Source organism: Duganella paludis, from assembly GCF_054461335.1.
On the sequence record NZ_CM136922.1, the window covers coordinates 120573 to 142153 of the forward strand.

General features: G+C 57.6%; 23 protein-coding genes and 2 riboswitches. Of the genes, 20 read left to right on the top strand and 3 right to left on the bottom strand.

All coding sequences use genetic code 11. The features are described from left to right. Positions 1-89: 89 nt before the first annotated feature. Positions 90-719, bottom strand: coding sequence for a phosphatase PAP2 family protein (locus tag ACXZ1M_RS00515; RefSeq protein WP_459051298.1), 630 nt, complete (start codon positions 717-719; stop codon positions 90-92). A 347-nt stretch (positions 720-1066) separates the two neighbouring features. Beyond that, positions 1067-3784: a DUF1631 family protein gene (locus ACXZ1M_RS00520; RefSeq protein WP_459051299.1), complete on the bottom strand. Its 2718-nt coding sequence runs from the start codon at positions 3782-3784 to the stop codon at positions 1067-1069. A gap of 217 nt (positions 3785-4001) precedes the next feature. Between ACXZ1M_RS00520 and ACXZ1M_RS00525 the strand changes: the two genes are divergently transcribed. Both ACXZ1M_RS00525 and ACXZ1M_RS00530 read left to right on the top strand, forming a co-directional pair. Then, positions 4002-5483: a methyl-accepting chemotaxis protein gene (locus ACXZ1M_RS00525; RefSeq protein WP_459051300.1), complete on the top strand. Its 1482-nt coding sequence runs from the start codon at positions 4002-4004 to the stop codon at positions 5481-5483. A gap of 123 nt (positions 5484-5606) precedes the next feature. Then, positions 5607-5798, top strand: coding sequence for a hypothetical protein (locus tag ACXZ1M_RS00530; RefSeq protein WP_459051301.1), 192 nt, complete (start codon positions 5607-5609; stop codon positions 5796-5798). A 62-nt stretch (positions 5799-5860) separates the two neighbouring features. Here ACXZ1M_RS00530 and ACXZ1M_RS00535 read toward each other — a convergent pair whose 3' ends face one another. Then, positions 5861-6421, bottom strand: a complete 561-nt coding sequence (locus ACXZ1M_RS00535) for an ATP-dependent Clp protease proteolytic subunit (RefSeq protein WP_459051302.1) — start codon at positions 6419-6421, stop codon at positions 5861-5863. 131 nt (positions 6422-6552) lie between these two features. Then, positions 6553-6639: riboswitch (glycine riboswitch) on the top strand. 6 nt (positions 6640-6645) lie between these two features. Then, positions 6646-6746: riboswitch (glycine riboswitch) on the top strand. A gap of 61 nt (positions 6747-6807) precedes the next feature. Between ACXZ1M_RS00535 and gcvT the strand changes: the two genes are divergently transcribed. The 18 genes from gcvT (at position 6808) to ACXZ1M_RS00625 (ending at position 21356) form a co-directional block, all read left to right on the top strand. Beyond that, positions 6808-7935 carry a glycine cleavage system aminomethyltransferase GcvT gene (gcvT, locus tag ACXZ1M_RS00540; RefSeq protein WP_459051303.1) on the top strand — a complete coding sequence of 376 codons (1128 nt, stop codon included), beginning with the start codon at positions 6808-6810 and terminating at the stop codon, positions 7933-7935. A 33-nt stretch (positions 7936-7968) separates the two neighbouring features. After that, positions 7969-8349 carry a glycine cleavage system protein GcvH gene (gene gcvH, locus ACXZ1M_RS00545; protein WP_459051304.1) on the top strand — a complete coding sequence of 127 codons (381 nt, stop codon included), beginning with the start codon at positions 7969-7971 and terminating at the stop codon, positions 8347-8349. 108 nt (positions 8350-8457) lie between these two features. After that, on the top strand, positions 8458-11352 hold the full coding sequence (gcvP, locus tag ACXZ1M_RS00550; RefSeq protein ID WP_459051305.1) for an aminomethyl-transferring glycine dehydrogenase: 2895 nt from the start codon (positions 8458-8460) through the stop codon (positions 11350-11352). Positions 11353-11538: 186 nt separating this feature from the next. Continuing rightward, on the top strand, positions 11539-12324 hold the full coding sequence (locus ACXZ1M_RS00555) for a hypothetical protein (protein WP_459051307.1): 786 nt from the start codon (positions 11539-11541) through the stop codon (positions 12322-12324). 246 nt (positions 12325-12570) lie between these two features. Beyond that, positions 12571-12906 (top strand): hypothetical protein, encoded by a 336-nt coding sequence (locus tag ACXZ1M_RS00560; protein ID WP_116991045.1) that lies wholly within the window; start codon positions 12571-12573, stop codon positions 12904-12906. A gap of 81 nt (positions 12907-12987) precedes the next feature. After that, positions 12988-13413 (top strand): hypothetical protein, encoded by a 426-nt coding sequence (locus tag ACXZ1M_RS00565; protein ID WP_459051308.1) that lies wholly within the window; start codon positions 12988-12990, stop codon positions 13411-13413. A gap of 681 nt (positions 13414-14094) precedes the next feature. After that, on the top strand, positions 14095-14361 hold the full coding sequence (locus ACXZ1M_RS00570) for a hypothetical protein (protein WP_459051309.1): 267 nt from the start codon (positions 14095-14097) through the stop codon (positions 14359-14361). Between the two features lie 73 nt (positions 14362-14434). Continuing rightward, positions 14435-14797, top strand: a complete 363-nt coding sequence (locus ACXZ1M_RS00575) for a hypothetical protein (RefSeq protein WP_459051310.1) — start codon at positions 14435-14437, stop codon at positions 14795-14797. A 72-nt stretch (positions 14798-14869) separates the two neighbouring features. Next, complete coding sequence (locus ACXZ1M_RS00580) at positions 14870-15292, top strand: hypothetical protein (protein ID WP_459051311.1); 423 nt, start codon at positions 14870-14872, stop codon at positions 15290-15292. Between the two features lie 6 nt (positions 15293-15298). Continuing rightward, entirely contained in the window at positions 15299-15802 is a 504-nt protein-coding gene (locus ACXZ1M_RS00585; protein WP_459051312.1) for a hypothetical protein, read from the top strand. Positions 15803-16064: 262 nt separating this feature from the next. Next, positions 16065-17066 (top strand): hypothetical protein, encoded by a 1002-nt coding sequence (locus ACXZ1M_RS00590; protein WP_459051313.1) that lies wholly within the window; start codon positions 16065-16067, stop codon positions 17064-17066. A gap of 262 nt (positions 17067-17328) precedes the next feature. Continuing rightward, positions 17329-17847, top strand: a complete 519-nt coding sequence (locus tag ACXZ1M_RS00595) for a hypothetical protein (protein ID WP_459051314.1) — start codon at positions 17329-17331, stop codon at positions 17845-17847. Positions 17848-17923: 76 nt separating this feature from the next. Then, positions 17924-18307 (top strand): hypothetical protein, encoded by a 384-nt coding sequence (locus ACXZ1M_RS00600; protein ID WP_459051315.1) that lies wholly within the window; start codon positions 17924-17926, stop codon positions 18305-18307. Between the two features lie 55 nt (positions 18308-18362). After that, a complete protein-coding gene (locus ACXZ1M_RS00605) occupies positions 18363-18854 on the top strand; it encodes a hypothetical protein (RefSeq protein ID WP_459051316.1) in 492 nt (163 codons plus the stop codon). Between the two features lie 111 nt (positions 18855-18965). Continuing rightward, positions 18966-19322 carry a hypothetical protein gene (locus ACXZ1M_RS00610; RefSeq protein WP_459051317.1) on the top strand — a complete coding sequence of 119 codons (357 nt, stop codon included), beginning with the start codon at positions 18966-18968 and terminating at the stop codon, positions 19320-19322. A 57-nt stretch (positions 19323-19379) separates the two neighbouring features. Further along, complete coding sequence (locus ACXZ1M_RS00615; protein ID WP_459051318.1) at positions 19380-19733, top strand: CPCC family cysteine-rich protein; 354 nt, start codon at positions 19380-19382, stop codon at positions 19731-19733. Positions 19734-20388: 655 nt separating this feature from the next. Continuing rightward, on the top strand, positions 20389-20775 hold the full coding sequence (locus ACXZ1M_RS00620; RefSeq protein ID WP_459051319.1) for a hypothetical protein: 387 nt from the start codon (positions 20389-20391) through the stop codon (positions 20773-20775). A 170-nt stretch (positions 20776-20945) separates the two neighbouring features. Beyond that, the gene (locus ACXZ1M_RS00625; protein WP_459051320.1) at positions 20946-21356 is read left to right on the top strand and encodes a hypothetical protein; all 411 of its coding nucleotides are present in this window, start codon (positions 20946-20948) and stop codon (positions 21354-21356) included. Positions 21357-21581: the final 225 nt, after the last annotated feature.

Here is a 21581-nt window from a genome sequence, read left to right on the forward strand (position 1 = left end):
TATCTGGTGTGTGGGCTGTAAAAGTTCACAATAATACCATTTTGCGCATCGAATAAGGCCGTAAACCGCGCAACGTTGCGGGGCCGCCGTCAGTCGAGCAGCGGCTTGGGCTGTCGCCACATATGGCGGGTGTAGGGCTGGTCGCGCCCGGACAGGTACAGGGCGGCCTGCGTGATCCAGTGTTCAGCCGGAATCGGCTCGACCCTGGGCGCCACCAGCAAGATGGGGATGCAGAACAGCACCAACACGCGACTCAGCGCCATGTGGTGCTCGGTGCTGGCGTACCAGATGAAGATGCCGGCCACCGCCAGGCCGAGCAGGCAACCGGTCACCGCCTCGGACGACGAATGGGCCTGCACGTAAACGCGCGACATGGCGATCAGCACGGCCAGCAAGACGCCGGCGGCCGTGCTGGCGTAGCGCGCCGCTGCCGGCATATGACGGCAGGCAAGGAAAGCGGCCACCGGGAACACGGCGGCGGCGCGCATCGCGTGGCCGCTGAAGCCCGCGAATTCCACCGAGGCCACGCCCACGCCCCAGCCGATGAAGGCCATCTTGGTGACGACCACCAGCGCCATGCCGGCGCCGAACAGCGTCAGCCAAATGGCCGTCAGCCGCCAGGATTTGCCGGCCAGCAGCCACACCATGATCGCGATCCCAATCGGGCCGGTCACCGCCAGGCTGCCCGCTATACTTAACCAATGCCACCACATCATCATCTGCCGTCCTGCTCCTCGTATTTTGCACTGCAGCACGCATTAGAACACATGCATGTCTATCTTGGCCAATAATTACCGCAAGGCAACCATTCCGCAGCGCCGCGCGCGCAAGCGAGCAAAAATTTGCCGGGCATATACGTGCCCGCCGCCCTTCCCAGCGACTGCCTGCTTTCGCCTGAAATTGCCTGCAAAATGCCTGCATTTGTAACAGAGAAAACGCCGTCTCCATAGGGAGCCCGCTTGAATAGCGGCTGACATTTCAGGCATTGCTCAGACAATTTCAGGCGAAAGCAGGCAATGGCTCGGGAGGAGCACCCCATGGTGTCTACCCAGCCATTGCCGACTGTCTAGGCAAGCGCGGCGGATGGGGCGATGCTTGCGTCGTTGTCGGCGCTGCGGGACAAGGCTGCCGACAGGGCTACCGTGACCACGCCTTCTGCGCGCAGGGCGCGCGCACTACCTTCGCGGAAGCGCGTCGCCAGCTCCGTGCCGGACATGGAAAACGCTTCCTGCCGCGCCGCAGTCGAAAAGATATACAGCGTGCGCAGCGGGCTGATCCAGGCCAACTTCACCTTGCGGCTGCCACCTTCGTCGTTGGCGAACTCCAGCCACATGCCGCGCGTCAGGCCGTCGACTTCGATGATGGCGTCTTCCTCCTCCGGCGCCGGCGGCGGCTGTTGGGCGCGCGCCTGCTCCTCGGCTTCGGCCTTGGCTTGCAATTGCAAACGGCGCTCGGCCGCCTGCTGTGCCACCTGCATCGAGATCTCCAGCTGCCGCTCGGGCGACAGCTCCACCGGCGCACGCACGATGGAAGCGTGGCATTCGGCCAGTTCGGCGAAGAATTGCAGGCGGTCGGCGTCCTGCCACCTGATCACATCCAGCCACTTGTTCAGGGTCGACAGCAGGCCGGGCAGCTTGGCGATCAATTGCCTGCGGTCTTCCGGCTTCAGCTTGGGACGGACGCTCCAGATCAGGTCGTCCATGGTTTTGGTGGCGTTGTTGACGGCGCCCGGCTTGTCGTCCTCGATACTGTACGCGATGGTCAGCACGGAGACCCAGCGCTGTTCCAGGAAGGCTTCCACCACGGCGATCACTTCGCCGGTGCCGATGCGCAGGGAGACGGCGTTCTTGGCCAGCTTGTTCGATTCGGCCAGTTTTTCCTGCTTGAGCGCGGCGGCGATGGGAGCGGCGATGGCGGCGGCGGCGGCTTTTTCCTCGGCCTGGATCGATGCTTCCAGCTCGTTGACGGCTTCGGTGAAGACCGACAGTTCCTGCTCGTAGTCGCGGCCGACGCGGTCGACGCTGCGCTGCATGGCTTCGTACAACGGATCGTCCGGGCCTTTGCGCTGCTCCCAACCCATGCGCGACAGCAATTCCAGCAAGCGGCGGGCAGGATGGGCTTCCTGGAAGAAGAAGTTCTTGTCGACCAGCGCAGCTTTCAGGACGGGGATTTGCAGGAAACGAATCAGCTCGCGCGTTTCCGGCGAAATGCTTTGGTCGCGGAAGACGGTGTCGAAGACGGCCGACAGCAGGTCGATGGTGCTTTCATCGTTACGCGACAAGCTGCCCTGCGGCATGCTGTGCTTGAGGTTGGGCAGGTAGAACACATTGGCCGCAGTCGCACCGGCATGGGATGCGTCGGACTGGGCCCTGCCGGCCGCCGATGCGCCAGCCACCGCCGTGCCGGGCGAGCCACCGGCCGAGCCGCCGCTGCCGCTGCCGCCAACGCCGCCGCCAACGCCACTGCCGAAACCGCTGCCGCTGCTGCTGCCGCCGGGCGCGCCCACCGCGACCATCGGTACCGCCTTTTGCAGCTCCGCCAGATAAGCCAGCAGCGGCTGACGGGCGCCGATCTGCGCCGCGCGCTGCGCCTCCTCGTTGGTCATCACGCCAACGTGAAAGCCCTGCGCCGGCCCTTGCTGCCACGCACCGCCGGCCACGAAACCAGCCGCCGGCACCACTACGCCGCCCGCTTGCACGTGGCCGCCGCCCATGCCCGCCATCGCTCCCGGCCCAAAGCCCGCGCTGCCGCCCGAGCCTACGCCGATGCCGACTGCCTGGCCGCTTGGGCCGACGCCACTGCCGACGCTTGCGCTTCCTGTCCCGCCGTTGCCGAATCCCTGGCCTGCGCCGCGCGCACGCTCCGCATTCGGCGCCCAGGCGCCGCCGGCCGACAGCGCCGCTGCCGGCAAGTCCGGAATCGTCAAATCAACACCGCCGGCCGCGCCCTGCAGCATGCCGCTGGCGATGCCATCGACAATCTGCCCTGCCGCCGAGCCGGCCACATCGCTGGCGGCGAAGAACTGCCGCAATTGCTGCGCCAGCGCCGCCTGGTTGGTGCGCGCCTTGGCCGCCGCGCCGCCATCCTTGCCGGCATCCAGCTTGCGGCGCTGATAGCCGCCCACCGATCCCGGCAGCACGCCCTTGCTCTGCAAAGCCAGGCTCAGCGCTTCCAGCATCGGCCCCAGCTCGATAAACATGCCCGGCTTGAGCAACGGCTGCAACAACACCACCGACTCCTCCTCGGGATCGAACTCCGCCCACGCCTGCTGCAAAGCCACTAAAAACACCTCCGGCCGGAACGGATTCTGACCGGTGCGCAGGATATCGCGCTCCAGCAGAAAGCCCAGCCGCACATTCAAAGTCTGCAACTGATCGGCGTACAAACTCTCGAACGGCTTGCTGACCCCGCTCAGCGCCACCTTGTTATCCATCTCCTCGAACGGCACCAGCGACAGCGACAAACCGCCATCGCGCGGCGCTTTCTTGGGCGTCGGCGCCAACTCGGCAATCTCGCGCCGCAAAGCCTTCTCCAGCGTGCTGGTGGCCAGATGCAAAAACGCGAAATTCCGGTTACGCAGCTGATTCCCCGCCCGCAGGCGCTGCTGAATCAGACGGGTATCGCCATCGGTGGCATCAATCAGCGCGCCAGCAAGCTTGTTCGCCAGATCCAGATACTGGTCGCCCGCGTGCTTGACGGCGATGCCGATCAACTCCTCCAACAAGGCATGCCGCGGCGACACCGGTTGCTTCGGCGTGGCGGATGTTGTGGAAGTTGCAATCATGGGCGGACCTGCTCGATTTATTTCTATATCCCTGCATTGTTACACGACATTTCCACAAAGCAATACCATGAAACTAAGAATATGCAATATTTCGCGTATTTTGCTGATTCCCCGCAACTCCGGACGGCGCAAGCGCAGGCTTGATGCGGCGCAAAAGGACAAGGTTGAAGTTTCCCTAATATAAAAAACTCACCTTTCCCGCCATCAAGGAACCCTCATGAAACTCCTGCACAACCTGGAAACCTCCAGCAAGCTGCTGGCCGCCTTTGCCCTGGTGATCAGCCTGACTGCGCTGATCGGCTTGAGCGCCCTATCGCGGATGGATGCGATCAACCATGTTACCTCGGAATTGTCGGGCAAATGGCTGCCGCAGGCCAGCACCATCCTGTCCGCGCGCAACGACAACGCCGACGCCCAGGCCAATGAGACGGAACGCGCCAAGGCGCTCAACCTACAGCTGAGCAAATTGCTGGTCAGCGCCATGCAGTCGAACCAGGAAGCGGCGGAGAAAACCCAGCAGTTGTACATCCGCGCACAGCTGCTGACCTACGCCCTGCTGAGCGCGCTGGTCGCCGGCGGCGCGCTGCTGGCGCTGTGGGTGGCGCGTTCGATCTCGGCGCCGCTGCAGGACGCCATGCTGATGGCTCAGCGCATCGCCGCCGGCGACCTCGGCACGCGCATACCGCCGCAGCCCGGCAACCAGACCGGCAAGCTGCTGCAGGCCATGCAAGAGATGAACGACAGCCTGCTCGGCATCGTCGGCCAGGTGCAGAGCGGCGCACGCGCGATCGGCGCGGCGGCGACGGAAATCGCGGCCGGCAACCAGGATTTGTCGGGCCGCACCGAGCAGCAGGCCTCGGCGCTTGAGGAAACGGCATCATCGATGGAGCAACTCACCGCCACCGTGCGGCAGAACGCCGAGCACGCGGTGGAAGCCAACAAGCTGGCCTTGTCCGCCTCCGCCGTGGCGGTGCGCGGAGGCGGCGACGTGGCGGAGGTGGTCGGCACCATGGCCTCGATCAACGACAGCTCGCGCAAGATCGCGGAAATCATCGGCGTGATCGACGGCATCGCGTTCCAGACCAATATCCTGGCGCTGAACGCGGCGGTGGAGGCGGCGCGCGCCGGCGAACAGGGGCGCGGCTTTGCGGTGGTGGCCTCCGAGGTGCGCAGCCTGGCCCAGCGCAGCGCGGCGGCGGCCAAGGAGATCAAGGAGCTGATCGACGATTCGGTGGACAAGGTGACGCGCGGCACCGAGCTGGCCGACCAGGCGCGCAAGACCATGGATGAGGTGGTGGGCAGCGTCAAGCAGGTGACCGGCCTGATCGGCGAGATTGCCGACGCCAGCGCCGAGCAGACGGCGGGGCTGGAGCAGGTGAACCAGGCCATCTCGGCGATGGATCAGGCGACCCAGCAGAACGCCGCGCTGGTCGAACAGGCAGCAGCGGCGGCCGACGCCATGCGCGGGGAAACCGGCAAGTTGAGTGCGGCCATCAAGGTGTTTGCGGTACCTGACGAGGTAGCGGCTGGCGTCGTGTCGACTGCGGCGGCAGCAACGGCGGCGGGAGCGGCGCCTTCCGCGCCGTCGGGCCCAAGGTCGGCGCCGGGCCAAGGCACCAGGCCCGCATCACGCATTCCACCCGCCCTGCCACGCCCTGCCCGCTCCGAGCGCAAGGAAGTGGAGTGGGAAGAGTTCTAGCCAATCTCCTACACGCCACCAAGGGGAACTCCGATACCGACCGCGCAAGTGAAAACGCATCATTGCCCCACCAGAAACGCCCCGGCGTCGCTGGCATTCTTTCACTTTCGTAAAGGAATCAAAATGAGCACGAATCAAAAAGGCAGCGGTAGCAAGCAGGGCTCCAACCAAGGCAGCAGCAAGCAATCGGGCGGAGCGGGGTCGTCGGGCGGCTCCTCGCGCGGTAGCGGAACTCAGGGCGGCACGCACGAGCAGCATGTGGAAGCCGGCCGTCAAAGTCACAAAAACGACGGCAAGCAGTCGGGCAATCGCTAAGTCTGCGTTTCGCCCAAACGAAAGGGTCAGCCCCCGCGAGGGGGCCAACCCTGCTGCTGGCGTTAGATGTTGGTCACACGCTGGCCGGCTGGCGGGATGAAGTCTTCGACCCCGTTGATCATCCCTACTTTCAGCGCCTCGGCCGAGGTCAGGTGCAAATCCGAATATTCGTGCGTGCGCCAGTTCTCTTCGGTCAGCGAGACATGCGTGCGCAGGATCTGTTCCGTGCGGGCGTCGTCCGCCTGCAAACCTTCCACGATAATGCGCAACGCGTCCGGACGGGCGCCGTGCGGCGCACTGGCGTGCGATTTATGTACCATGAAACGCGCGGTATCGCTGGCATAGCGCTCGGCGCCGGCCAGGAACAAAATCACGGCGATGGAAGCCACGGCGCCGGCGTTATAGGTGACGATTTTGATCGGCAGCTTGCTCAGGTAGTTGTACAGGCAAATGCCGTCGCTCACATAGCCGCCGTTGGACTGGATCAGGATGTGGGCGGTGGTGATGCGGTCTTCGGTCATGTCGGCGACGGCGTCGAAAACGCGGCGCACCATGTCGCTATTGACATCCCCGGACAGCGTAAACCACGCGTGCCCCTCGTAATTGTTATGGTCCTGGCTCATGGGTGGGCTCTCGAATAAGTGTGCTTCATTCTAGCAAATTGTTGTTTCAAAGGCTTTTCCGTTGCCCATTCGTGCGCAGCGCCCCGCCTCCCCGCAAGATTGACAATCAAGCCCTTCTGACATATATTCCCGAGTCTTGATCGGGAGAGGGCAATCCAGCGTTGCCGCCGAAGGGGCACTACCCAAAAACTCTCAGGCAAAAGGACCGGTCAAGGGGTCAGCATGACTCAAACTCTGGAGAGCGGTTGCCACAGCAACCCACCGAAGGGGCGTGCGGAACGGTCAGTTCCGTTATCTCTCAGGTACCAAGGACAGAGGGGTTGCAACATGATGGAATCTGCTATTCCGGCATTCCCTGTTAACCTCTTTTCGATTTGGACCGTGCCATGACGCTCAAAGCTACCCCCCTCAATAACGCACACCGCGCCGCCGGCGCCCGCATGGTCGATTTCGGCGGCTGGGACATGCCGGTCAACTACGGCTCCCAAATCGAAGAACACAACGCCGTGCGCACCGACGTCGGCATGTTCGACGTCGCCCACATGTGCGTGGTCGACATCAAGGGCGACAACACCCGCGCCTTCCTGCGCGGCCTGCTGGCCAACAACGTCGACAAGCTGCAAGTCTCGGGCAAAGCGCTCTACTCCTGCATGCTCAACCCGCAAGGCTTCGTGATCGACGACTTGATCGTCTACTTCATCAACGAGAGCTGGTTCCGCCTGGTGGTCAACGCCGGCACCGCTGAAAAAGACGTGGCCTGGATGCAGGCGCAGAACGCCGCCAGCAACAGCGGCGTCACCATCACCCAGCGCCGCGACGGCGCGCTGGCCGACAGCATGGCGCTGATCGCCGTGCAAGGCCCGAACGCCCGCGCCAAAGTGTGGGAAGTGATCCCGGAATCGAAGGAAGGCACGGCCGAGATGAAGCCGTTCAACGTCGCCTTCGCGCAAAGCGCCGCCTTCGGCGAGGCCATGATCGCCCGCACCGGCTACACCGGCGAAGACGGCTTTGAAATCGGCGTCGCCGCCGACAAGGCCGAGCAACTGTGGAACGCCCTGGCCGCCGCCGGCGTGAAACCGGCCGGCCTGGGCGCGCGCGACACCCTGCGCCTGGAAGCCGGCATGAACCTGTACGGCCAGGACATGGACGAAACCGTGAACCCGCTGGACGCCGGCCTGGCCTGGACCATCGACCTGGTGTCCGAGCGCGACTTCATCGGCAAGGCCGCCCTGCAAGCCATGGGCCAGAACGCCCAGTTCGTGGGCCTGATCCTGCGCGAAAAAGGCGGCGTGCTGCGCGCCCACCAGAAAGTCATCGTGGCCGGCACCGACGCCACCGGCGAAATCACCAGCGGCACCTTCAGCCCGACCATGCAGCAGGCCATCGCCCTGGCCCGCGTGCCGAACGGCGTGAACGTCGGCGACACCGTGCACGTGGAAATCCGCGACAAAAAACTGGCCGCGTCTGTGGTTAAATTGCCGTTCGTACGCAACGGTAAGATCCTGGCTGTTTAATTCATACCTCTCACCCCTCTGGAGCACTACAACATGAACATTCCTGCAGACCTGAAGTACACCGAATCCCACGAATGGGTACGCGCTGAAGCCGACGGCACCGTTACTGTAGGCATTACCGAATACGCGCAGGACGCGCTGGGCGACATCGTCTTCGTCGAACTGCCGAAAGTCGGCACCACCTACGAAGCCGGCAACGACGCCGCCGTGGTGGAATCGGTGAAAGCCGCTTCGGACATCTACGCACCGGTCGCCGGTGAAGTCGTGGCCGTGAACGACGACGTGGTCAACGCGCCGGAATCGATCAACGCCGACGCCTACGCCAACTGGCTGTTCAAGATCAAGCCTAGCGACGCCGCCGCCATCGACGGCCTGCTGGACGCTGCCGCCTACGGCAAGAACACCGGCGCCTGATTGCCGTCGCCCTCGCGCAGGCGGGGGCTATAGAACGCTAGCTCAGCATGGGTCCCCGCTTGCGCGGGGACGACAGCCCTTTCTTCTCTCTCTGCCCTCGCCCACATCATGACCCGCACCAGCCTGACCCAACTCGAAGCGCGTGACGCCTTCATCGCCCGTCACATCGGCCCAGACGCCGCAGAACAGCAAGCCATGCTGTCGGTACTCGGCTACGCCTCGCGCGCCGCCCTGATCGACGCCATCGTTCCCGCCAACATCCGCAACAAGGAAGCCCTGCCGCTGGGCGCCTACGCGCAGCCGCTGCCGGAAAACGAAGCGCTGAACAAGCTGAAAAAAATCGCCTCGAAAAACAAGGTGCTCAAGTCGCTGATCGGCCAGGGCTACTACAACACGCTGACGCCGAACGTCGTCCTGCGCAACATCTTTGAAAACCCGGCCTGGTACACCGCCTACACGCCCTACCAGCCGGAGATTTCGCAAGGCCGCCTGGAAGCGATCCTGAACTTCCAGCAAACCATCACCGACCTGACCGGCATGGGCATCGCCAACGCGTCGATGCTGGACGAAGGCACCGCCGCCGCCGAAGCCATGACGCTGATCCAGCGCGTGAGCAAATCGAAATCGAACGTGTTCTACGTGGCCGACGACGTGCTGCCGCAAACCCTGGAAGTGATCCAGACCCGCGCCAAGCCGCTCGACATCGTGGTCAAGACCTTCCACCCGGCCGAACTGGCCAGCGTGGGCGAGTGCTTCGGCGTGCTGCTGCAATACCCAGGCGTGAACGGCAACGTGCGCGACTACAAAGCCGGCGTCGAAGCCGTCAAAGTCAATGGCGCGATGGTGGTTGCCGCCGCCGACCTGCTGGCGCTGACCATGCTCACGCCTCCAGGCGAATGGGGCGCGGACGTGGTGGTGGGTAACAGCCAGCGCTTCGGCGTACCGCTGGGCTTCGGCGGCCCGCACGCCGGCTACATGGCCACCCGCGACGAATTCAAGCGCTCGATGCCGGGCCGTCTGGTCGGCGTCACCATCGACGCCCAAGGCAACAAGGCCTACCGCCTGGCGCTGCAAACCCGCGAGCAGCACATCCGCCGCGAAAAAGCCACCTCCAACATCTGCACCGCGCAGGTGCTGCTGGCGGTGATGGCCTCGATGTACGCCGTCTACCACGGCCCGCAAGGCCTGCAGCAGATCGCTCAGCGCGTGCACCGCCTGACCGGCGTGCTTGCCTCGAACCTGAAAACCCTGGGCTACACCGTCACCAACGACACCTGGTTCGACACCCTGACCGTGGCCGTCAAAAACGCCGAGCAGCTGCACGCATCGGCCCACTCGCACGGCGTCAACCTGCGCGTGATCGACGCCACCCACGTCGGCGTATCGCTGGACGAAACCACCACCCGCGAAGACATCGCGCTGCTGTGGACCGTGTTCTCGCACCCGGTCGGCGGCCCGGCCCACGGCCCGGACTTCGACAGCGTCGAAGCCGCCGTGGCCCTCGCCTTCCCGGACGCGCTGGCGCGCACCTCGGCCTACCTGTCGCACCCGGTATTCAACCGCTACCACTCGGAAACCGAGATGCTGCGCTACCTGCGTTCGCTGGCCGACAAGGACCTGGCGCTGGACCGCACCATGATCCCGCTGGGTTCCTGCACCATGAAGCTGAACGCCACCGCCGAAATGATCCCGGTGACCTGGCCGGAATTCTCGACCATGCACCCGTTCGCGCCGGAAGCGCAAACCGTCGGCTACCGCGAAATGATCGCCTCGCTGGAAGAAATGCTGTGCGCGGTGACCGGCTACGCCGCCATCTCGCTGCAGCCCAACGCCGGCTCGCAGGGCGAATACGCCGGCCTGCTGGTGATCCAGGCCTACCACCAGTCGCGTGGCGAAGGCCACCGCAACATCTGCCTGATCCCATCGTCGGCGCACGGCACCAACCCGGCATCGGCATCGATGGTCGGCATGCAGGTGGTGGTCACCGCCTGCGACGAAAACGGCAACGTCGACCTGAACGACCTGAAAGCCAAGGCCGAACTGCACTCGAAGAACCTGGCCTGCGTCATGGTCACCTACCCTTCGACCCACGGCGTGTTCGAAGAAGGCATCCGCGAACTGTGCGACATCGTTCACAGCCACGGCGGCCAGGTCTACGTCGACGGCGCCAACATGAACGCACTGGTGGGCGTGGCCGCACCGGGCGCGTTCGGCGGCGACGTCTCGCACCTGAACCTGCACAAAACCTTCTGCATTCCACACGGCGGTGGCGGCCCGGGCGTCGGCCCGATCGGCGTCGGCGCGCACCTGGCAAAGTTCCTGCCCAACCAGCGTTCGAACGGCTACATCCGCGACAACGCCGGCATCGGTTCGGTATCGGCCGCGCCGTATGGCTCGGCATCGATCCTGCCGATTTCGTGGATGTACATCGCCATGATGGGCGCGGAAGGCCTGACCGCCGCGACCGAAACCGCGATCCTCAGCGCCAACTACATCGCCCGCCGCCTGTCGCCGCACTACCCAGTGTTGTACTCGGGCCACGACGGCCTGGTGGCGCACGAGTGCATCATCGACCTGCGTCCGCTGCAGGACGCCACCGGCATCTCGAACGAAGACGTGGCCAAGCGCCTGATGGACTTCGGCTTCCACGCCCCGACCATGTCGTTCCCGGTACCGGGCACGCTAATGATCGAGCCGACCGAATCGGAATCGAAAGCCGAGATGGACCGCTTCATCGACGCCATGATCGCGATTCGCGGCGAAATCGCCAAAGTGGAAAGCGGCGAGTTCGACAAGCTGAACAACCCGCTGAAATTCGCGCCACACACGGCCGAAGTGCTGACGGCGGACGTCTGGGATCGCAAGTATTCGCGTGAAGTGGCGGCCTATCCGGTGCCATCGCTGCGCAAGCAGAAATACTGGCCACCAGTCGGCCGCGCCGACAACGTCTACGGCGACCGCAACCTCTTCTGCGGCTGCGCACCGATCAGCGATTACGAGTAAATCGAACTTCGCTCCCAAGAATCCCGGCCTCTGCGCCGGGATTTTTTTTACTTAAGCTTTTCATAAACTCAACAATGTGACATTTTGCGCGTCTTTCAGATAAGCAAAATGCTATCCTCATGTCACCAGGGCAGCAGTCTCAAGGGGCACAGGACCAGCAGGGTTTGGGGTTCACCAAGGCTAAGCATGAAAATAAGCAGAAAAGCGGTTGGTTTAGGTATTCTCGTGACTACCATTGCACTATGTGCCGCATTTATCCGAGCCGCGCCGTCGTTAGGAGGCGCGCAGTCTTGCGGGCTTGGCTTAGCGCCCGACGCCCCTGGCTATGCAGAGACCGAAGCGCAGCAGGCGCTTGAGGCGCGGACGAACGGATATCTGACAGTATGCGACGCCAATCTGGACCGCTTCCGCATCGCATTCAGCCCGCTTACCAAAGCAGAGGCAAACTTGGCGTTTCAGCCAGTTGACCTGTCCAGCACACAATTCACTCATTTTGTTAGCCTAGGTGGAGCAAGCGAGTCCGTAGGTCAAGTACCCTCACGCCTTTATCGCGGTTTTCTAACACCAGAGGGGCATACTATCACCCTGTTTGAACACGATTTATCAGCCGATGGCAGCGTAACGTCGCGTAATCCTATAGATGAGCCCGAACGCATACATGGCTTGCCGGCGCGGCTTAGTGTGCTGCAAACACCTGCTGGCAAGGCAGTTTCACACCTATCTTGGCTTGAGCATCGGCGCTGGTACGAACTCTGGATTGACGCGAACGTCGTCGGCACTCCATTGCGCGAGCAATTATTCACACTTGCCGCCTCGCTGCCGTCATCAGTACCCGCCTGTCCAAATGAGAGGGTGCTTGAACCAATTCAAATGGACGCGAACGGCTTCCCAGTAGTCAAGCCTATGCCTGATACCATGACCCAAGCCGAAATGGACGCTTTATTCGACCAAGCCAAGCGTCCATGTAAATAAGCAAAGGTCCGCAAGGAACGGTTTCAGCCCAGAGAGAGAATTCGTGAGTTTTGCAGATGAGCAAACTGCTATGCTGCGGCCGTCGGCCGAGTTCGGCCAAGAGCGGACCTACAATCGCATACATATACGTCCACATCGTCTTTGAACGCTGAAAATTGAACGGTGACGTGTGAGAATTGAAGAGTATGTTTTCTTTGTTCGCGGCGCTGTCATGTGGCGTTGCTCGTAGAACCATTGAAAGTAAAGATGATGCGATTTCAACCGAACCGTGCGACCCTTGTTTCCGTAGCCGCTTCCATTGTCGGTATCGCACTGGTCGCCAATGCCGTATTTTTGGTTCTGGGCGGCCAGCTGGGCCACGCCCTGATGCGCGCTGGCCTAGGCCTATATTGCTGCATCTGGGCCTTCGTCCCCTACGGCGACTTCTTCCGCGTTGCGCGTATGCCGGTCCGTCTCGACGACAGCGCGGAGCGCAATGCCTACGCCAAGTTGTTCCCTCCTCGCCTGCTGCCAGCAATGTGGTTGTCGATGGCTCTGATGTTCGGCGGGTTTGTCTATAACGTGGTTGGCGTTTTTCGCTGAGCGCTGCTTTAACCTCGTTCGCTATCGGCCATTAGCAGCCGGAGCTAGATTGAACCCACTGCATATTGGAATGTATAGAGATTGATTACTGAAAACGTGATTCTGGAGCTTGAGAAGTTTGCTCCATCCGATGAGCCGGAAAATGTTGGCCGACTATACGAAATTTTTGACCAGTTACAAGCGCTGCCCCCCGCATTGCGTTCGCCAGTAATACCGGCAATACTTGGGCTGATTGAGCGCTATCCAGAAGCCGAACTTGGTTCGCCAGGGCCCTTAGTTCACGAACTTGAGGCAATACCAGGGTATGAGTCTTACTTGAGGGATTCCGTTGTAAGGCAACCGGCTTACCTAAGCATCTGGATGGTTAATCGGATTTTGAATTCTGAACTTTCGGCAGATGAGCGTTCGGGTTGGTTACAGGTCCTGCTCTCAGTTTTGACACATCCCTTGGCATCTGCGGATTTGCGGCAAGAGGCCAGCGAGTTCTTGGAGCATCAAGGCCAGTAACCGCGTCCGGCCAGAAGCGGTCCCTCGCGATTCGACGGAATCAATCAAATTAGCTGAACGGAGGTTAACGTATGCCTACAGGGGCGCACCTTACGAATATTGCTAACGGTTTGTGCGGTTCATTCACCAGCCGGAACAATGAGCTGGATGGTTATTGGGCAATCGGCAAACTTCGTTCGCTGGCAGAGAAGTATGGTCAGACCACGGTATTACTTAACTTGCTGACGTCATCCATTCACCCGCCCGCGTCCGAGTTCGCCCCTGTGTTGGCGCGCTATAGCAACCTGCTCGTAAAGCTGGCAGAGGTCTCGCGAATTCCACTTGAGGAAATTACGACGGCACACATCATGCTTGACTTCGCACCTCCACCCTGGCCTAGAATCATCTACTACAAGCTGCAATGGGGTGATCAGTTTACCCTGACCGTGACCATTAACGCGGACCATAGGGCTGTTGGAAGCGTGCGTCATGCCGGCTATTGTCGGCCGCACGATCCAGTCCAAGAGATTCGGTCAATTCGCTCAGCAATTTGCTAACGCGAGGACCGTTCTGGGACGCTTTCCACCAAGCGTGAGAATATGTGAGTTTTGCAGATGAGCAAGCTGGTATCCTGAATGCCATCGGCCGCGCTCGGCCAAAAGCCGTCGCTGACAGACAGTACAGAGAACCTAAAAGACAAAAATGGAAAATCTACCGTTTCGTATAGTTGAAGTTTTCGAAATAACGGGTAGAGGGGCTGCTGTTGTGTTTCACGAAGTTATCGAACTAAAAAGCGGAACGCCGACACCTGTAAAGATTGTTACGCCCGATGGTGAAACGTTCGAAGCAGTTGGATTTGTAGTGCTGTTTCTTCGCCGACAGCTTCCAGTTGTGAAAAAATCTGTTCTCTTATTGCAAGATATTCAAAAAGACAAGGTCCCCGTCGGTTCGCAGCTCTGTTTTCTATGAGCTACAAGCCATTGGACAGAAAACGGCCATAAGCAGACCTGCCGCATCTGAGAGTTATTGAGGAAATTATTATATGAAGGTGATTGCTGCTATCAGCGCGTTTCTGTTCATCGCATTAGCTTCGATGTTTGGAACCAATGCCAGCCCAGCTCAGACAGAGTTGGTTCCAACTGCACTTTCCATTCTCTTATTCGTAGCAGGAACGGCACTCATTTTAGGAATCGTTTTTGGTCATTCTGCATTGGGCAGTGCTACAGTTTTTGGTGGCTTGGCACTGCTCTTCGTGTGGCTACCGCAGCAGTACTATGCGACTGAAGAATCGTTGAGTCACTCAGCAATCACTCTAGTGCTCACAATCTTCACTCTGGCCCTAGGTTTCTTTGTTGGCGGACTTGTACGACTTCGTATCGCTATGCAATTGCGCCAAGCAGATTAAGGCAGACTGTTTGCGGCCAGTAAGCGGTCTTTGATTTAACAATCAACAATTTATTACTAGGGTTTTTCGCCGATGAGCTACAATTTAATGGTGTTTCTGCCTGAGTGCGCGCCAGTTGGTAGAAGCGAATTTCTCGACTGGTTTGATAGCCAGACCGAGTGGGGTGAAGAACATTCTTACGATGACCCAAGCGTAACTGCGCCATCTCTAAGCAATTTATTCAAAGAAATAGTGACGATTTTCCCGGCATTAAACGGCCCCTACGCACTCGACGAGTTGCCCGAAGATGAGTCATCGCTGGCAGACTACTGCATCGGCAAACAGGTTATCTACATTGGATTTTCTTGGGATAAAGTCAACCAAGCTTATTCTGATCTTCATCGACTCGCCGCAAAACATAAGGTCGGATTCTTCGACGTCTGCTCTGATTCTGGTACTGTATGGTTGCCTGCGGCAGGTGGTCAGCTGAAGGTCGCACATGAACATCAGGCGTAGCTCAACTTGGGCCAGCTTTCGGCCAGAAGCAACTTGGGCCAGCTTTCGGCCAGAAGCGGTCAGATATATAGATACCAGATCAATCTAGAACGAGGGAAAATTGTGCTCGCTAGCTATAAAAAGATAGGAAACGCCGCAATTGGCGTGTCGGCTGTTTGTTTTGCAGCCATATATGTGCTTGGCAAAAATTCATCGACCGGAAACGTATGGGGGCCGGGTGGCGCGCCGCCCATGTTGATGTATGCCGAAGTCATGGCAATCTTGGGCGTATTTTGGGCCTACGCAAAATCCAAAGGCTATTCCGGATGGGTTGGCGTTGCTCTTTTATTTCTGAATATAGTAGGGCTTATTGTATTGATTAAACTTCGGGATAAACATCCTAATATAGCTGAATCAAACGATGTAGCCCGCTTACCTCCCGGGAGGAAGTTGACATTTTTCACCTTTATTGTTGTTGGATTAGCCGCATTAGTATACGTCTTTAATGAAATCAGGAAGGCTAGCTCCTGAAATCTGGCGTTAGAACCGAAAACGGCCAAGACCGGACATCAATGGTTTGGAATCGGATATTTTATGAAAGATATATGCAAGAGAAATTTCGCTCGGACATACTTGCCAACCATAATAACCGCATGATTCTGGAGCGCTGGAACGAGTTAGCGCTTCCAGATGGTTGGTTAGTAGCTGGCTGCTTATTTGAGCTGCCGCCCAGCAGTGTAAGGACTCCAAATAACTCAGATACAAAATCATCTTTCCCCATCCTCACCTTGCAATGACCATTGTTCCCACCAATCCGGCGGATCCTGCCACCTTGCCACCACTAGCTCAAAGCGCCGTCGACGAGACCAGCGTCGCCTCGGAGTTTCTCGAATATGGATTGATGAAGCTGGTCCTCGTGCAGGATCGCTTCGTTCCCATATCGAAGGAGTCTTTCGACAAGATCACCTTGGCCAGGGATTGCCTCATGCAGCTCGTGGTCATCGAGGAGAAGTTCGACTTTGTCGTTGAGAATCTCGCGACGCTGGAAAAAGCCGTCCACGACGCGGAGAGGCTGATGAAGACGTTGCCGATCGCGACCGTCGAGTTCCAGCTGGCAAAGAGCGACATTAATCGACATGTCGCGAACTTGGTCGCCTTGGGCAGAATGTTCATCGATCAGTCGCTGGTCCACGTCGACAAGTTGAACACGCTCGTCGGCGAAACGCTCTTCGACCTGGCTGCCGCGCGATCGCGGCAATACGATGCGAGGCTCGGATATCGCGTGATCTACGAACTGCGCAACTACATGCTGCACAAGGCATCTGCCGTGCACCTTGTTGAATTCCACCCGCGCAAGAAATACGACTCGGGAGGCGCAATGTCGATCGAGCACAAAGTCTTCGTCTACACCAGCGCTGCGGAACTGGTCGAGGACAAGAAATTCAAGCCGAGGGTTGCCGCGCAACTGGCGGAAATCGGCGACCATCACAACTTGGTGGACATGGCTCGCGACTACGTCGCGGGGCTCTGGGATGCCCAACTAGAGTTCCGCATCGCATTGGCGGAATTCGTGTCCGACACAGAGGCCGCCTACATTGAGGGCGCGCATCTCTATGCCGGAGCGAATGTCGGGGATGAGACGCCAGCTTTGGTGGGCCTCGCGGCAGTTGGGCGTTCACCAGCCGGTGAAATCAGAGCGAGGACACCTATTGTCTTGGACCTGATGGCTCAGCGTGAGCACTATGAGCAAAAAAATGGAGAAGCAGCCCGGCGCCGGCTGGATGCGATAGGATAAAACAGCCAAACGGTGCGTTGCCGTTTGTTCGTTTTCTCGATGAGTTGACCCTTCAGTTTGCATCGCTGTTCACCGGCGCCTCAACTCCAAGTTAAACGTCCGCTTTGTTGAGCTGTAAAGGTCGACAACGGGGCGACTTCTGTCAGGGCGTGACAAATCGTTAGCTTTGCACGCTGGCAAGATGCTATTCTGACCATGTGGGCCGTATCCGGCCAGAAGCAGCCGATCAAGTTTGGCGTTCCCCTTAATTCGCGCAATACACATGAAACCTGTTGAGCAATATTCCCTGTTAGCACTTCCCGCTTGGTACCCGTTCGGGGACTACAAGCGACGTTTGGTTCGCGATGGACATTCGACTTGGGTAGTGGTGGACGGGGAAGAAATCGCCGCCCAATTTTCTTGCAATGGTTTTACTGTTCTTGTGACAAATTACGACTACTTTGATGGTGTAAGTAATTGGTTCCATCTAATCGACAACGAAGGCAAGATTCTAGACATCGTTACCACCCCCGACTATTTCGGATTCCTTCAAAGCGTTGAAATTCAGACTGAGCTCGAATTGAATTTTGGGTTTTACGGTACGAATGACCAGTGGAACCTGCGTGTTCACGAACAACCGTTTTGGTCTTGCCGAATTGAGGAGTTACGTTCTCGTGTGAACCGGTTTTTATTTTCTAGAAGGTACCTCATGCTAAGCTGCACGAAGGGCGAACCATGGTTTTTCCAACAAGTCGAGCTGGATGCTTCGGCGGAGGCTATCGATTCGCAACGCCGACGTTGAGTTGGGTGTTGACGTACAGGCAGAATTCGGCCAACACCGGACAGACATTGCACACCAAAATTAATCAAAACTGAACATGGATTTTCCCGAAGAATTTGATGGCTGGCTCGCATCTGTGCTTGCTCCAGAGTTACCAAGCACTCTTGTCGCGTTTTCGTTTAATCTCTTCGAATTAGACTCTACAGACGCGAGATATGGAATTGAACTAGTTGGGGCTGACGAGTTCGATCTGAACGACACGGACTGGGCATGCGGCGAGGTCTGGGTGGCAAATCCTCACTTTATTTCTATTCCCCGAGCGTTTGCTGACGAGGGATGGGAAAAATGCTTGGACGATACCAAGCGACTGCTGGCCAACGCGTTGGCGAAGCCTTCGATCTTAATCTCAAAGCTGAAAGACAAAAGAGCGGTTGCCATTGGGTTCGTCGATGGTGACTTGGAATTGATTTGGCAGCGCTAGTCCGCCGCCGGCCAAAAGCCGACTTATAAACCTTTGAGCTCGTCACCATAGGCCTATGCTGAAATACATATTTGCATTAATAATCTCTCTGGGCGCGTCTATATTATGTATGGCCAGCGAAGTGTTGGTGAAGACCAAAGATGGCAAGCTGCTTGTAGAAAGTCTTCCAGTATCGGTGGAGAAAGAGTTTGAGGGTTGTGGGTGCGCTTTTAACAGTCGTACGAACTCTTCTCTAACCGCCCTTGCTTGGGACTATTCGTCTAACCAATCGAGTGCAGCGATGCAGATCAATGGGAGAACAGAACGCTTATCACTCGTTGAAGAAATAAGCCATCGAAAAAAGACAGGTATGGCGGATCCTCAAGAAGGCGACTCGACTATGTATAAATTTCGTTCTGAATCGGCGTCCGCAGCACTGAGTTGTAAGGTGTCTCAGACCTGCTGGGAGACGCCTGGTTGTGAATATATTGCTTATTCTTGTTTCGCACGCGTCCGCGCAAATGGTCAGCAGGTAAGTTTTCCTGTCGACGGTGGCTGTGGTTGTTAAAAAATAATCTCGGTGCCTGCCATTGCGAAGAACTGCTATCCCGAGGTCGTAGGCCGCGTTCGGCCAAAAGCAGACCTAGCCGAATACAGCAAATTTCGAGTGAATCCCGTCATGCATAATTCAAAGCTTGTATCGCACTGGTTGTTGCCTCAATCGGTTCCTAAGGCAGTGCTTCCGGTAATAGAAACCCTTCGTAACAAAGGCATTCGGGTTTGTCGCGTCGGGCTGGAAAATCCGAAAGCGCCAACGCACTATGTGTTTGTGGATCAACCATTTGATGCCCAAGAGATACTGGCCAATCTGCCCGACAGCAACGGCCTGAGTATTGATCCCGACGGCTCAGGAATTCACTCCCACGAATACGTGTGGGTAGGGTTTGAGCTGAATGTTTGCGGGCATAAATCTGGCGCAACCATGCCTATGCTGCAAGGGGAGCGTAACAAGCCTTGGTGGAAGTTTTGGGACTAGGCTTCCAAGCCGTTAACGGCCAGAAGCCGACGGTCACAAGTATTTTTGAAGGCGTTTATGTTCACATGTCCTTGTTGCGGGTATGAGGTGTTTGGCGAGTTTCCTGGCTCCTATGATATTTGCGCGATTTGTTTTTGGGAGGACGACGTCTTCCAACTCTACTTCCCCAGTCAGGGAGGTGGGCCGAATCCAGCGAGTTTGATAGAAGCTCAGGTCAACTTTATTCAGTTTGGTGCATGTGACCGTGCCATGGCTAAAAACGTCCGGCAGCCGAGGGCCGATGAACTCCGTAATAGCGACTGGTTCCCGCTGTGGGAACGTAGGGTAGACGTTCCTGACTCGCAAAATAGTGGAGCGCACCCTCAACACATGACTTCGAAAAATGACCTTTACTATTGGCTCCGCAGCTGATGAATTTGCAGGTTTGGACTGTATCCGGCCAGAAGCCGACGTTGGAAATTCACACGTTAGGAACTGTAGAGGAAGAATTTTTTGAATAAGAACACATCAATTAAACTGCTTGGATTGATATTCGGCATTACGATTTTAGTCGAGATTCTGACTTGGGTAATGGGGGCGCCTCCAGAGAAGAGTGTAGTCAGGTTGATATTCTTAACTGGATTGTTTTTGTGGTTGCTCAAAGGGTCTCGCTTTGCGCGCTATACGTTGAGTGTCGTGTATTCGTTGAGTGCACTCTTGGCCGTCTCCTCGGCCGTCCGGCCAGGTGAGGCGCTAGCATTTGTCGCTTTATTCTGGTGCTTTAGTATTTTCTCGGTTGTTGCTGCCGTTTTCTTCATTCGGTCAGGTGTCTTGCGCGCATTGACTGCTCCAGTACGTGTAACAACAGAGTGACGCAGCTTCCGGCCATAAGCCGCCGGTCATTTCCGATGGCAGCATGCCGACTAATCAACTTCCGGACCCTTCGCAATTCGTTATCTAAGACTCGCGCCGTTTGATCAATTGTTGAATAACCCGGAAATACAGCGTGTGATGAAGTACAAAAAGTAAGGGAGAGAGCGTGCCACGAAATCTGCGAAGAAGTATTTTAGCACTAATGGGGGCGGAAATGCTGAGTTCACTGGGTGGTTGCGCCATAGCTGGGAAAAATGATAAGGTGTATCACGGACTCCAAATTGAGGTACATAGAAGTGTTGGGAAGGTATTCAATGTTCGATACACTTATGGGGAGGCGATTGTAAACGAAACTGTACCTTCAGCAGGGTCCGTTGCGGCATTTGAGAACTATTCCGCTCCCATGCGAATTCCTGAAGAATTTCAAATTAGCTGGGAAACACAGGATGAAAAAAAACACGAGGCGAAAGTTCCAGTTTATAGCCGATTTTCTGGCTCGATTGACAACAAGAGCATAATCTTTGTAATCATGTCAGACCACGTAGAAGGTTACGTCGGCGTTTCAACGCCATATGGCCAGAAACGAGAGCGTTTTTACTAGGCAACCGGCCAGTAGTCCAAGAAGAAACTAAAATTCAGAAGACGTGTGCACAGAAAAATAGAGCTTGACATGCGCGTGTATCCCCGTGGTTGCTCACTCTCCGATGACGGACTACGGCCAGAACCAGCCATCCACAGAATATTTCGTAATTCTGTCTCGATTAGAAAATCATGAAGAAGCTTGTTAAGAAAAATTCAGATGGCCGCCTGCTCGAAGTGGATTCTAAAGCGCTACGTCGAGAAGCGCTGGAGCTAAAGGATCTGATAGAAAGCGCTTCGGATGAAGAACAACGCCAATTTGGCTATCGTAGAATGTTGCTGCCGCTAATCGATGCCGTATTGAACAGCAATGTAGTCTTTCCTTACATGTATTCGCCGTACAACCTAAGGGAAATGATGGAAGGGATGGCACCCGAATTACCGGGTCGAGTGGAAGAGTTGTATTTCCGTTTTTTGAACCGAATCCAAGGCTCTCCCAATCTTTCAAGTTACTCCGTCTCTGTTCACGGCCATTACGTACCTGGTGCTAGTGAAGAAGTCATTGATGGAGAACGATATGAGTGGGTTTTATTTGAAGATTAAAGCGGATGCTATAAATGTTTCGATAGACGCCCTAAAATGCGAAGGTCCGAGATGGGGCGAAAGCGGACTGGTGCAGTCTGCATACGAGTGCTGAAATATCCCGCCTGACACATCGACACGGCCCATCTCCAGTCATCGCTGAAGTTGAAGTAGGCCGCGTACTCATGCGGGCACCGGCGCCCCAGGCTAAGGAAAGTGCGCGAAACAACGTGTCAGTCCTCGCCC

Coding starts and splice junctions, on each gene's coding strand:
- ACXZ1M_RS00515 (WP_459051298.1), bottom strand. CDS start 719: ATGATGATGTGGTGGCATTGGTTAAGTATAGCGGGCAGCCTGGCGGTG.
- ACXZ1M_RS00520 (WP_459051299.1), bottom strand. CDS start 3,784: ATGATTGCAACTTCCACAACATCCGCCACGCCGAAGCAACCGGTGTCG.
- ACXZ1M_RS00525 (WP_459051300.1), top strand. CDS start 4,002: ATGAAACTCCTGCACAACCTGGAAACCTCCAGCAAGCTGCTGGCCGCC.
- ACXZ1M_RS00530 (WP_459051301.1), top strand. CDS start 5,607: ATGAGCACGAATCAAAAAGGCAGCGGTAGCAAGCAGGGCTCCAACCAA.
- ACXZ1M_RS00535 (WP_459051302.1), bottom strand. CDS start 6,421: ATGAGCCAGGACCATAACAATTACGAGGGGCACGCGTGGTTTACGCTG.
- gcvT (WP_459051303.1), top strand. CDS start 6,808: ATGACGCTCAAAGCTACCCCCCTCAATAACGCACACCGCGCCGCCGGC.
- gcvH (WP_459051304.1), top strand. CDS start 7,969: ATGAACATTCCTGCAGACCTGAAGTACACCGAATCCCACGAATGGGTA.
- gcvP (WP_459051305.1), top strand. CDS start 8,458: ATGACCCGCACCAGCCTGACCCAACTCGAAGCGCGTGACGCCTTCATC.
- ACXZ1M_RS00555 (WP_459051307.1), top strand. CDS start 11,539: ATGAAAATAAGCAGAAAAGCGGTTGGTTTAGGTATTCTCGTGACTACC.
- ACXZ1M_RS00560 (WP_116991045.1), top strand. CDS start 12,571: ATGATGCGATTTCAACCGAACCGTGCGACCCTTGTTTCCGTAGCCGCT.
- ACXZ1M_RS00570 (WP_459051309.1), top strand. CDS start 14,095: ATGGAAAATCTACCGTTTCGTATAGTTGAAGTTTTCGAAATAACGGGT.
- ACXZ1M_RS00575 (WP_459051310.1), top strand. CDS start 14,435: ATGAAGGTGATTGCTGCTATCAGCGCGTTTCTGTTCATCGCATTAGCT.
- ACXZ1M_RS00580 (WP_459051311.1), top strand. CDS start 14,870: ATGAGCTACAATTTAATGGTGTTTCTGCCTGAGTGCGCGCCAGTTGGT.
- ACXZ1M_RS00590 (WP_459051313.1), top strand. CDS start 16,065: ATGACCATTGTTCCCACCAATCCGGCGGATCCTGCCACCTTGCCACCA.
- ACXZ1M_RS00595 (WP_459051314.1), top strand. CDS start 17,329: ATGAAACCTGTTGAGCAATATTCCCTGTTAGCACTTCCCGCTTGGTAC.
- ACXZ1M_RS00600 (WP_459051315.1), top strand. CDS start 17,924: ATGGATTTTCCCGAAGAATTTGATGGCTGGCTCGCATCTGTGCTTGCT.
- ACXZ1M_RS00605 (WP_459051316.1), top strand. CDS start 18,363: ATGCTGAAATACATATTTGCATTAATAATCTCTCTGGGCGCGTCTATA.
- ACXZ1M_RS00610 (WP_459051317.1), top strand. CDS start 18,966: ATGCATAATTCAAAGCTTGTATCGCACTGGTTGTTGCCTCAATCGGTT.
- ACXZ1M_RS00615 (WP_459051318.1), top strand. CDS start 19,380: ATGTTCACATGTCCTTGTTGCGGGTATGAGGTGTTTGGCGAGTTTCCT.
- ACXZ1M_RS00620 (WP_459051319.1), top strand. CDS start 20,389: ATGCTGAGTTCACTGGGTGGTTGCGCCATAGCTGGGAAAAATGATAAG.
- ACXZ1M_RS00625 (WP_459051320.1), top strand. CDS start 20,946: ATGAAGAAGCTTGTTAAGAAAAATTCAGATGGCCGCCTGCTCGAAGTG.